Here is an 11293-nt window from a genome sequence, read left to right as displayed (position 1 = left end):
GATGGTTTTGGACCCGCGTGCTCCCTTTGCCTCACATTCGTAAGGCGATGAAAAAGGGCTATTGGCGATAAGCATTACAATGCAAAAGGTTCGCAGCGTTGACGGCTTGCGAGGCATGGCCGCTTTAAGTGTCGCTTGGTTCCACACTTACACACAAAATGGCGGCGTTCTGGTCAGCAACTCGATGCCGTCGGCTTTCAATACGGCTTCGGTCTGGGGGAGATTCGGTGTCCAATTGTTCTTCGTCATCTCAGGATTCGTCATTGCGTACACGCTTTACAACGACCGCACCATCAACTCATCAAAAGCAGTGTGCACGTATTTTATTAGGCGCAGCGTCCGCTTAGATCCCACCTACTGGACGGCCCTTGCGGCCTACTTTTTGGGTGTACCTCTTCTGCTCAGTATCTCAAGTTTGGACATCTTCCCAGTGCGTGAGGGCAGCGCCGTAGAGATGAGCAAGAATATATTTTACTTCCTGCCTCTCAACGCAAGACTCTACCTTCCCGTGGCTTGGACGCTTGGCGTTGAGGTACAGTTCTACGTATTCTTTGCGCTAATCGTTCTTTTGCTCAATCGATTCGAAGAGCAGGGGCTGCCTCGCGATATCGCCTTTTGTGCCGTTGCCCTCCTGCTTATCGCAGCGTCTGCCTTACGCCTTGCCAACCTGGTGTCACTCGACGAACAATGGCTGTACCACCATCTTCACACCTTCCTCGGCGGCATCCTTGCTGCGCTGACATTGTGCAGAGTGCGCGGCGCGCTGGCGCTCTATTGGCTCAACGCCGGCGTAATGCTGGCGGCATTCGGCTTCTCCAGAGATTCCTACGTGCTCGCCAGCTTGGCGTCATCGCTTCTGCTAATGGCAGCCGTGTGGTGGCGTCCACTGTCTCAGATGCTCAGCAACCGCCTGCTATCTGAGCTCGGCGCGCTCAGCTACTGCATCTATCTCTTTCATATGCTGATCGGCGGTATCACAATCGCGCTTCTGCAAAAGTTGGTGAGCGGGGAAAGCGGTCTCCATCAAGTCGGATTCGTGATTGTAGGAATCTTTGCAACTATTGCTGTTTCGGCGGTTGTTTATGCGCTTATCGAAAAGCCGAGCATCATCGCGAGCAAGTACTTTTCCGCCGCTCAAGCTGATTCAGCGGCTGTTAGAGCGGCCACCTTGCACTTGATGAAAAGCTCAACAATGGATAAGCCGCCACCGGGCCAATTTCGCGGTGTTGAAGGCCAGCTCCCCAGTCACGCGCACATCGTAAACCCTAGCGACCTGAACTGAGATCGCGATCCCAATTGAAGCCGCAGCAGGCGCCGCTTCGGCTTTCTAACGCTCGCAGCGATGACGAAAAAATTCCCAGAGTTAGCTCAGCAGGCTGCTTGCAGATGGCGGCCAGAGGAAATGGCATTGCCAATCGTATTGGCGGCTCGCCGATTTTCAGTGACGGCCGCGCGTAAGAGACACTCGCCATTCTGTTAGGAAATTTGAATTGATTATTCTTGGTCTCAACGCTTACCACGGCGACGCGTCGGCTTGCTGCGTGCGTGATGGACGGATCGTGGCGGCAGCCGAAGAAGAGCGCTTCCGGCGAATAAAGCACTGGGCGGGATTCCCCTCGGAAGCCATTCGCTATTGCCTCAAGGAGGCCGGCGCAAGGCTTTCGGATGTTGACTACATCGCAATCAACAGCAATCCCAAAGCAAACATGCTTCGTCGCCTTGGTTATGCGGCTACGCGTCGACCCGACCTAGGGCTGATAATTGATCGTGTTCGGAATCAGGGAAAGCGAGCGTCGATCGAGAGCGAATTCGCGCGGGCGTTCCCTGGTGACGTAATCCGCGGGAAGGTTCGCCGCGTCGAGCATCACCTTGCGCATCTTGCATCGTCCTATCTCGTATCGCCATTCCGGGAAGTCGTCGCCGTCTCGATTGATGGATTCGGAGACTTCGCCAGCGCGGCATGGGGGATTGGTAGAAACTCCACGCTGTCGCTCGACGGGCGGGTGTGGTTCCCGCATTCTCTGGGGGCATTTTATCAGGCACTGACACAGTACCTCGGCTTCCCGCACTATGGCGACGAATACAAGGTAATGGGGCTTGCACCTTACGGCGAGCCGCGCTTCCTATCCGAGATGCGCCACATCGTTCTGCTGCAAAGCGACGGGACATTCGCTCTTGACCTTAAGTATTTCCGCCACCACCGAGAGAAGATCCCCTACGAGTGGTCGGGTGGAAGTCCGCACGTCGGAACTCTGTTTTCTCCGGAGATGGAGACCCTTCTTGGTCCACCTAGGAAAAGCGACGAACCACTGACCGATCGCCATCGTGATATCGCGCGGTCGGTGCAAGCGATGTACGAAGAAGCGTTCTTTCACCTCCTTGGGCGACTATATGATCGCTACCGGCTTACAGATCTTGCGCTGGCCGGGGGCTGCGCGATGAACTCGGTGGCGAATGGCAAAATCAGGCGGCTATCGCCATTCAAGCGCACATACATACAGTCAGCGGCCGGAGATGCGGGAGGCGCCATCGGTGCCGCGATGCATGTCTGGTTCGAACTTGCCGGTCCGGATTGTAATTCCTCCGCGTCGACACCTTCCGCACTGTCGGGAGACATTGATGTAGGCCGCCCTGTGATGGACCACGCTTATCTTGGATTGGGGCTTGATAGCCAAGATGTTGCGCTACTATTGGAACGCAGAGCGGACGAACTCGCAGCGAAATGCTGTAGCAGCGAGAACGTGACTGACGAGTTGGATCTGTGCCACCGGGCTGCGGAGGTCGTTGCTCAAGGCAAGGTGGTGGGCTGGTTTCAAGGCCGTATGGAGTGGGGGCCACGTGCCCTCGGCAATCGCTCAATAATCTGCGATCCTCGCAGAGCGGATATGAAGGAAATCTTGAACCTAAAGATCAAACGGCGCGAGAGTTTCCGCCCCTTTGCGCCATCCATCCAGCGAGAGCATGTCGCCGAATGGTTTGAGGAGGACGATGACGTCCCTTTTATGATGCAGGTATTCCAAATTCGGGAATCGAAACGCTGCTTGATTCCTGCCGTAACGCACGTTGATGGCTCGGGTCGGCTTCAGACAGTCTACAAGCAAACGAACCCGCGTTATTGGAATCTAATCGACGCGTTTTGTGCATTGACCGGAGTGCCAATGGTACTCAACACATCCTTCAATGAGAATGAGCCCGTCGTTTGCCGGCCCGAGGAGGCGCTAGACTGTTTTTTGAGAACGGAGATGGATGTGTTGGTGCTAGGCGATTGGGTGGTCAGGCGGCAGACGAATTGAGTGCTTCTGGTAACAAGGCACCGCAGTGACAGCGGCCTGCTTCAATTTCTTTCGAACGTTACGGCCTGGTTGCCGACTAAGCTGGCTCTGGGTCTAGTCCTCATCTTCGCTGTCGCCAGTAAAATGTCAGAGACTCGCCTACCGCCGCAATGCAATCCCCTGTGGACCCTTGGGATGTTCCGGCGCACTTGCGAAGCGAATTGTAAGCCAGGGGCAAGCCTTTCGCGGCGATGGCCGACAATTATCCGGTCCCGCCCCCCGCATTCGTAAGCTGATTTAGACTGCCGGCTTTCAGAGCCTTTACGTTCTTAGCCTAACCGCATCTCTTCAGCGCGTTCTTCCAACCGATCTCGAGCGATGTCGAAAGGCTCGCGGCGATCAACGAACGGCGCGAACGCGCTCCGCATCCTTGAGCGCAATTCTTCGCGGCCGCCGTTGAGGCTAATGATCGGTGCGAACGGCGCGAACGGTACGTGCGTTTCGGTCGGATAGAGAAGTTCGTACTCATGATAGTTGTCGAATTCAGTTCGACGCGCGTCACCCAGCAGTGTCTCTGCAGGTAGCCCTTCGGCAAATAGGGCGTCGTGGGTGGCGAGTTCGATATGGAAGTAATCGAGCTGCGTTTCAGAACTCATCCGCTCTTGTCTGATTGTGATGCCGTTCACAAGCTGCCCGCACGGAACCAGAAAACCCTCCAGTAAGAGCATATGCGCTGGCGACAGCAAAACGTCGGTATGCGGGACGCCATCGGCAATCGCCGAACGGCAGATCCTGATCGGCGCGACGCCTTTGCCCCAGGACTTGCCCTGTTGGCGGCTAAAGCTCATGCGTCCGATCCAGCGGATCGGTTGCACGTCGCCGGAAATTGTCAGGATGGGGTCGCCTATTTTCAGTGATTCAATTGGAATATCGCCTGTCGGCGTGCTTATGCGCGTCCCGCGCAGGAAACAATGGCCCCAACGATCACCGGGATCGCGGGGGTCGTGGTCACCGCCTGGGCCACCCCAGCCGCCACCGGGGCCGCCGCCACCGCCTGGGCCGCCCCAGCCGCCACCGGGGCCGCCGCCTCCGCCTGGGCCACCCCAGCCGCCACCAGGGCCGCCGCCGCCACCGCCAGACCCGGCCTTCGCGGGGCTCGCTCGCGAGCCAACTGCCAAACTGAGAACGGCCGCGCCACCCACTAAATTGCGAATGACACTACGGCGTGACCTCAATTTGTTGCTTCTCATTTGCGCAGAAACATCATCAGAAGAATGAGAACGCATATCAACACCCCGCTATAAATTTGTTTGAAATAGTCTCTGTTAGAGGCTCGATTAACCGCGTTCCAGTCAAGCGAACTCGCGGTGCCTATGCAATATGACGAATCAAATGTTGCGGCATTGCCACGAAATAGCCAATTTTGGATTATTCGAAAAAGATACTACGAAACGTCCGAAAAACATTGTTCACATATCTAGCGACGCCAATGAACGAATATCAATATTGGCTTTGGCATTTGTACCGAGCAATTCGAACAATACGACAATCCGATCTGCTTCATTCATATCAACGATGCTTGCGATGATTCCATCGAAAGGACCAGCCGTAACGCGAACCTTTTGTCCGATTTCATAGGGATGGGCTGGACGGATCACAGCGCCATCGATTTCACGTGCTTTGAGAGCTTGGATGAACCCATCGGCGACGAGACTAGGTGCACCGCCAAAACTCAAAATACGTCTCACACCCAATGTCGAATGAACAGGGTGCCAGCGTTGCGATGGGTCGAGCCCCACAAATATATATCCCGAAAACATCGGGCGGAGTACTTCGCGTCGAACCATCCGCTTACGCACCATGGGGCAGTAGCTGATATATTCTTGCCGCTTGAGGTTCTCCATCGCGAGAGCTTCTCGATGTGGCTGCGTATTGACGGCTAGCCAAGCCTTATTCGCCGTATCGGTCAAACGAACCTCACTCATCGAACTTTTTTCCCACGCATCGCGCGATGCTAGTGCACATCGAGACAATTGTGCACGTTTAAATTACGTTGACTACTGACGAAGGAAAAAGGCGGGCGAGCACCGGGTTCGCATCTTTCGAGCATAAGTTCGGGCGTGCCGCGGTGTTAGAAGTTTTGTAGGGGCCGGATTTTTAGGCGAGTAGGTATGCGAGTACTCTTCCTAAATCGATTTTTTTATCCGGACCATTCAGCGACCAGCCAGATGCTTTCCGACTTGGCCTTCGGGCTTGCGCGAGCCGGATATCCGGTAACCGTCATCACCAGCCGCCAGCTTTACGACGCGCCCCGCGATCAGCTTGCCGCACGCGAGCGGATTGAAGGTGTTGACGTTTTCCGTGTTTGGACGTCGAGATTTGGCCGTTCCAACCTCGCACTTCGCGCGATCGATTATCTAACCTTCTATTTGTCGGCAAGTTGGGCATTGCTCTCTCGAGTGCGCAGAGGCGACGTTGTCGTCGCAAAGACGGATCCCCCAATGATATCTGTCTTGGCGGCGCCGATAGCCAAACTTCGCGGCGCGCTCTTCGTAAACTGGCTCCAGGATATTTTTCCGGAGGTTGCCAAGGCCGTGGAAGTCGGCGGCGCCGTGACGGGATGGACGTACCGTCCTCTGCAGTCTCTGCGGAACGCATCGCTGCGGGCAGCCGATATGAATATCGTCATCGGCGATCGCATGGCTGAGCTGGTGATGTCGTTGGGCGTCGATAATTCGCGCCTGCGCATTATTCCGAATTGGACGAATTGCGGTGATATACGGCCAATTGATCAGGGTTCAAATAAGCTGCGATCCAAATGGGAATTGGGCTCGGCATTCGTGGTGGGTTATTCGGGCAATTTGGGGCGGGCCCATGAAATCGATACCATTCTTGCCGCTGCAGCATCGATCGAGCAAAAGCGCGGTCGATCCGAAGAAGCTTCCCACATCGTCTGGCTGTTCGTTGGGGGAGGGGCGTTGTTTGAACCCCTGAAACGGGAAGCGCAGGTCCGCAAGCTCACGTCTTTGCAATTCCAGAACTACCAGCCGCGCGAAATACTTGCCGAAGCGCTGTCGGTTGCCAACGTCCACTTGGTCTCCCTCAAAGCGGAGCTCGAGGGCCTTATCGTGCCGAGTAAATTCTACGGTGTCGCGGCAGCCGGACGTCCGACGATATTCATCGGCGATAGGGACGGAGAAATTGCCCGTTATCTCACACGAATTGGCTGCGGCTTCGTCGTCGACATCGGAGACGGAGAGGGGTTGGCGAAAAGGATCCTGGAACTGGCTGAGAACGGCGAAGCGGCTAAGGACATGGGCCGGCGAGCCAGAGAATATTGCGAACAGCACTTCGACAGGAAGCAAGCGGCTTTGGCGTGGGACGCCGTGCTAACGGAATTGAAAGTAAAGAAGAATTATCGAGAATCGCGGACTATGCTAGATTCGTCAGCTTCTTGATCGACGCCCCTAAGCTATGATGCAGTCACGAATGCTTGGGCCTCAACGCCTAATGATCTTGCTGGCGGCCACGATAGCTGCCGTCGGAGCACTCTCGCTGTTGCCGATCGGCGAAATTCTAATTCATCCCCTCGAAGCGCGCTTCCCTGCAGAGAGGTTGTCGCCGGGCCAATCGATCGATGGAATTATTGCACTCGGCGGCGACGACGCAAGAATTAGCGCCGCCGCGGAGCTTGCGCGGGTTTATCCTGATGCAAGGGTCGTGGTTACCGGGGAGGACCCCGTGAAATCTCGCAGCATCGTGGCGCACCATGGGGTCTCTGCCGCAAGGCTTACGATAGAACCCAACGCCACGAACACGTTCGAGAATGCGACCTTCACAGCTGCGCTTTTGAGACCAAGGCCATCGCAGCAGTGGGTCCTCGTCACCTCGCGGTCCCACATGCCGCGTGCCGTAGGGTGCTTCCGGAAGGCTGGATTTACCGTTTTGGCTTGGCCGGTCAGTCGGCCGGCCGCGGCAGACAGACGGACCGATCGCATAGCCCTTCACGAATGGGCAGGGCTGCTCTTCTATCGGCTACTGGGAAGGATCGACGCATCATTTCCGGCACCGAGCGTCGTAGGCGGCTCTTGATTGAATGATGCGCTATCGATACGCCGCTTAGGCGGCCAATTTTAATGGTGGGCGCTTGGGCGAGCCTCTTCGGGGGTGCGCTTCGTCAGATCGGGGGGATCTTCTCCAAGCGCTGTCGCGAGATCGATTTGATGATCTTGCTCGTCGATGAGGATTTCACGGATTTGTTCCGCCATGGCGTATTCGCCTAAGGCCTCGCACTGCCGAACACGCTGACGATAATTCATGATGGTCTGGTTTTCATTGTCGAGATCGTATCTCAACATGGTTTTGGGATCATCCGAGATCCGTACCGGCTTCGGCATCGCGACCGGCATTTTTCCGAGATAGTCCACCTGCCGCGAGATAATCAGAGCGTGTTTGAGTTCTTCGTGCGCATGCGATTCCAATTGATCCGCAATGTTCATGTACTGCGCGCCTTTGAGAACCTGAGAATAGATCGTGTAGGAGATGATCGCCTGATACTCCCGAGCGAGATCCTCGTTCAGCAGGTCGGCCAGTTCGCTTCTCGTGACAGGTTTCTCAGAATCTCCGCTCGTAGCCATGGCGACATTCCTTCATTCGGATCTGATGCGATGCGGGACGCTGGGTTGCTGCAACTTGAAAGTGGAGACCGCGCATTCAGAGCCCGTGAAAATGAAACCGAACAGTGTTTGTTCTAAACGCGTTGAGGACAGGGGAGTTTCGGAGCTAGCCGGAATTTCTGTATTCGCGGAGCCGCAGGTGCGGGACAGAGCTGCAACTTCCGAAATAATAATCGTGCAAATACTCGTGCCGGAGCTGTCAATCGCGATGCCTGAGGTGTATGCGGACTAATCGGCTCATATCCAAGTTTATTTGAAAAATCAGACGGGTCGCGGCCCGAAAAAAATTGAGTTAGTTCGAACGACATCGGCCGTTAGGTCGAGGATGAATCAAATGCATTTCAGTAAAGTGGCGTGAGACCCCCGGCCGCACCGGACAATGAAAAGTGTGCAAAGTGCGGGCACCCGATTTTAAGAGATGATGGGCGGACATAAGTTATCCGCGAGGTGAGTTTAAGGAAGCCTCTGAAGGGCATTTTTTATGGATAAATTGCCGATCTCCTGTTTCATCATCGCGAAAAATGAAGCCGATCGGATTGCTCGTACCATCCGATCCGTTCGCCCGTGGGTCGATGAGATCGTCGTCGTCGACAGCGAAAGCACTGACGACACGGTCCGCGTAGCGGCATCCGAGGGCTGCCGTGTGATCACCCAGCGATGGCTGGGCTTCGGCGGACAAAAGCGATTTGCGGAAGATCAGTGCCGTAATGACTGGGTGCTGAACCTTGATGCGGACGAGGTCGTCACCTCGGCATTGAGGAGAGAAATTATCTCGCTCTTTGCGCACGTCGCCCCGCGTTTCGTCGCCTATGGCATGCCAATCGAACTCGTCTATCCGAACACCTCCCGGCCGAGGCGATGGGCGCGCGATCACTGGTACGTGCGATTGTATGATCGCCGGATAGTAAGGTTCCGCGATTCCATCGTGCACGATCTCGTCGTAACCGACGGCCACCCCGTGGGCATACTTCGCGCACCCGCCTACCACTATTCATTCCGGAGCTACGAGGACCTGAAGCGAAAGCTCGCCGAAAGGATGCAGCTCTCAGCGAAGCACGCCAACTCGACCCCCGCAAAGATCCTGGCGCGAATGGCCATCGAGTTTCCCGTCAATTTCTTCAAGTACTACATTGGCAGACGGCATTTCATGGGAGGCAGGAACGGCCTCCGGTATTCATGGGTTCAGGCGGACTATCGGCTGTTGAAGATTTTCCATATGTGGCGGGACAGAAGCTCTAAGTCTCGGGCCGAGCCCAATAGTATTGCCGATGGCCAAGAAAGTGTCGAAGGTCAAGCCGACCCCAATGCCGCTGCGGTCTCTCCGGCGGCAGAAATGCCACTGTACGGGTAGCAGCCGTCGCCGTACTAACGAGCGGCGCACGGGGCGCGCGCGAGAGGCGGCATCCGTGTATGATGCGGGCGGCCGCAACCGTTGACATTAGCCGGGGCGCAAATCAACGTACGTGTAGCGGGCGGAAACCAACACAAATTCTTCGACGGGCGACCTAGAGAAACCTATGCCGACGACATTTGATCTCCTGAAACGGCTCATGAAGGAAAACGGCCGGGAGTATGCGCCGCAGTATGCGCTCGTTGTCGTCTGTATGTTGCTGGTCGCGGCCATGACATCGCTGAGCGCGTACGTGCTGAAGTACGTGATCGACACGATTTTCGTGCATCAGAATCGTACCGCGCTCGTCGGCATCACATTTGGCATTGTCGGGATATTCGTGGCGAAGGGGTTTGCCGCTTATTTCTCCGAAGTCGTTCTCGGTACGATCGGCAATCGTCTTGTTGCGCAGACGCAAAAGCGCATGTTCGAGCATATGATGAAAGTCGACGTCGCTTTCTTTCAGCGACACAGCTCGAGCGAACTCGTCACCAGGATGTCGCATAACGCGAACGCCGTTAGAGACATGCTGAACATGGTGTCTCTGAACCTCGGGCGCGATCTCTTCACGATCATCGGTCTCGTCATCACGATGATTGCACTGGATCCGATCCTGTCGGCCATTGCGCTGATCGGCGGCCCGGTGGCTGCCCTATCGTCTCGCAAGATGGTCGAACGCATCAAGAAGGCGACGCGAAGTGAGGTTCACTCGCTGAGTGGCATCGTTCAGATTACGCGAGAAGTCAGCCAAGGGGCGCAGGTCGTAAAATCATTCCAGCTCGAAAACAAGATGCGAGTTCGAATGTTCGATGCGATCGAAGCTGTCCAGCGCCTGTCCAACAAAATGCTCCGCATCGGCGCCGGCGTGAACCCGCTCATGGAGACGATCGGTGGCTGTGCGGTTGCCGCTGTTGTTTTCTATGCCGGCTGGCGAAATCTCTATCACGGTGACAGCCCCGGGCAGTTCTTCGCCTTCATCACGGCTCTTCTGATGTGCGCAGATCCCGCCCGCAGGCTCTCGCGCGTTCAATTGTCGCTCGCAACAGCCGCCGTCGGCGTTCGCATGATGTATGAATTGATGGACAGCCCCGCACGCGAGGATGAACCTCCCGGGCGCCCCGAGCTTGTGATCCGGAACGGCGAGATCGTGCTGCGCGATGTCTCGTTCAGATACGTCCCGAACAAACCCGTCATCAATGGAATGTCGTTCTCGGTTCCGGCCGGCAAGGTGACGGCACTCGTCGGCCATTCCGGTGGCGGAAAATCAACTGTATTCGCATTGCTGCAAAGGCTTCGGGAGCCCGATTCCGGCGTTATCGAGATTGACGGCCAGGCGATAGCGGATGTCTCTCTCAAATCGCTGCGCCACAACATTTCCGTTGTCGGCCAGGATGCATTTCTGTTTGAAGGCTCGATCATCGATAACATCAGAGCCGGCCTCGACAACGCTACCGACGAACAATGCATCGAGGCGGCCAAAGCGGCCAGCGCTCATGAATTCATCATGTCGTTGCCGCGCGGATACGAAAATCCGGTCGGCGAACTCGGAGCCCAGGTCTCGGGCGGCCAGCGCCAGCGCATCGCGCTCGCGCGAGCCTACCTGAAGAGTGCGCCGATCATTCTCCTCGACGAGCCGACGTCCGCGCTCGATAGCGAAACCGAGGACGCCATTCAGCGCGAGCTGCGCAACCTGACGAAGGGAAAAACCACGCTCGTCATCGCTCACCGTCTGTCGACCATCCTGCACGCCGATCTCATCCATGTGATCGAGGCCGGGCGCGTCATCGAGAGCGGATCGCACGATGAGTTGATCGCGAACGGCGGGGCCTACAATCGCCTCTTCAAGCTTCAATTCGCGAAGTATCTCGAAAACAAACAGCCGCTGGCGGAAGCGGTCTGATCTCGTCTCGCGCATGTCCTGACGGCCGGCCGCCGCCCCGGCGCACGCGATTGCG

The 11293-nt window shown here is 56.3% G+C and carries 9 protein-coding genes; 6 read left to right on the top strand and 3 right to left on the bottom strand.

Going from position 1 to position 11293, the window contains the following annotated elements:
• The first annotated feature begins 79 nt into the window (after positions 1–79).
• A complete protein-coding gene (locus tag BM399_RS08330) occupies positions 80–1282 on the top strand; it encodes an acyltransferase family protein (protein WP_092867001.1) in 1203 nt (400 codons plus the stop codon).
• 259 nt (positions 1283–1541) lie between these two features.
• Positions 1542–3293 carry a carbamoyltransferase family protein gene (locus tag BM399_RS08325; protein WP_244531221.1) on the top strand — a complete coding sequence of 584 codons (1752 nt, stop codon included), beginning with the start codon at positions 1542–1544 and terminating at the stop codon, positions 3291–3293.
• Positions 3294–3601: 308 nt separating this feature from the next.
• Here the strand turns inward: BM399_RS08325 and BM399_RS08320 are convergent, their stop codons facing one another.
• The gene (locus BM399_RS08320) at positions 3602–4507 is read right to left on the bottom strand and encodes a Hint domain-containing protein (protein ID WP_143111371.1); all 906 of its coding nucleotides are present in this window, start codon (positions 4505–4507) and stop codon (positions 3602–3604) included.
• Between the two features lie 234 nt (positions 4508–4741).
• Positions 4742–5257 (bottom strand): transcription termination/antitermination protein NusG, encoded by a 516-nt coding sequence (nusG, locus tag BM399_RS08315; RefSeq protein ID WP_092866995.1) that lies wholly within the window; start codon positions 5255–5257, stop codon positions 4742–4744.
• Positions 5258–5500: 243 nt separating this feature from the next.
• On the opposite strand from nusG, the gene BM399_RS08310 reads away from it, so the two are divergent.
• On the top strand, positions 5501–6730 hold the full coding sequence (locus tag BM399_RS08310) for a glycosyltransferase family 4 protein (RefSeq protein WP_244531157.1): 1230 nt from the start codon (positions 5501–5503) through the stop codon (positions 6728–6730).
• Positions 6731–6782: 52 nt separating this feature from the next.
• Complete coding sequence (locus BM399_RS08305) at positions 6783–7364, top strand: YdcF family protein (RefSeq protein ID WP_244531156.1); 582 nt, start codon at positions 6783–6785, stop codon at positions 7362–7364.
• Between the two features lie 41 nt (positions 7365–7405).
• Here the strand turns inward: BM399_RS08305 and BM399_RS08300 are convergent, their stop codons facing one another.
• The gene (locus BM399_RS08300) at positions 7406–7909 is read right to left on the bottom strand and encodes a ferritin-like domain-containing protein (protein WP_092866991.1); all 504 of its coding nucleotides are present in this window, start codon (positions 7907–7909) and stop codon (positions 7406–7408) included.
• Between the two features lie 520 nt (positions 7910–8429).
• On the opposite strand from BM399_RS08300, the gene BM399_RS08290 reads away from it, so the two are divergent.
• Complete coding sequence (locus BM399_RS08290; protein ID WP_092866987.1) at positions 8430–9299, top strand: glycosyltransferase family 2 protein; 870 nt, start codon at positions 8430–8432, stop codon at positions 9297–9299.
• 166 nt (positions 9300–9465) lie between these two features.
• A complete protein-coding gene (locus BM399_RS08285) occupies positions 9466–11238 on the top strand; it encodes an ABC transporter ATP-binding protein (protein WP_092866985.1) in 1773 nt (590 codons plus the stop codon).
• The last annotated feature ends 55 nt before the right edge of the window (positions 11239–11293 follow it).

It is taken from the genome of Hyphomicrobium facile (assembly GCF_900116175.1).
Classification (GTDB): Bacteria; Pseudomonadota; Alphaproteobacteria; order Rhizobiales; family Hyphomicrobiaceae; genus Hyphomicrobium_B; species Hyphomicrobium_B facile.
This window is presented reverse-complemented; position numbering and strand designations above follow the sequence as displayed.

Bases quoted from the DNA above. Each gene is read 5' to 3' on its own strand.
- BM399_RS08330 (WP_092867001.1), top strand. From the start codon at position 80: ATGCAAAAGGTTCGCAGCGTTGACGGCTTGCGAGGCATGGCCGCTTTA.
- nusG (WP_092866995.1), bottom strand. From the start codon at position 5,257: ATGAGTGAGGTTCGTTTGACCGATACGGCGAATAAGGCTTGGCTAGCC.
- BM399_RS08310 (WP_244531157.1), top strand. From the start codon at position 5,501: ATGCTTTCCGACTTGGCCTTCGGGCTTGCGCGAGCCGGATATCCGGTA.
- BM399_RS08305 (WP_244531156.1), top strand. From the start codon at position 6,783: ATGATCTTGCTGGCGGCCACGATAGCTGCCGTCGGAGCACTCTCGCTG.
- BM399_RS08300 (WP_092866991.1), bottom strand. From the start codon at position 7,909: ATGGCTACGAGCGGAGATTCTGAGAAACCTGTCACGAGAAGCGAACTG.
- BM399_RS08290 (WP_092866987.1), top strand. From the start codon at position 8,430: ATGGATAAATTGCCGATCTCCTGTTTCATCATCGCGAAAAATGAAGCC.
- BM399_RS08285 (WP_092866985.1), top strand. From the start codon at position 9,466: ATGCCGACGACATTTGATCTCCTGAAACGGCTCATGAAGGAAAACGGC.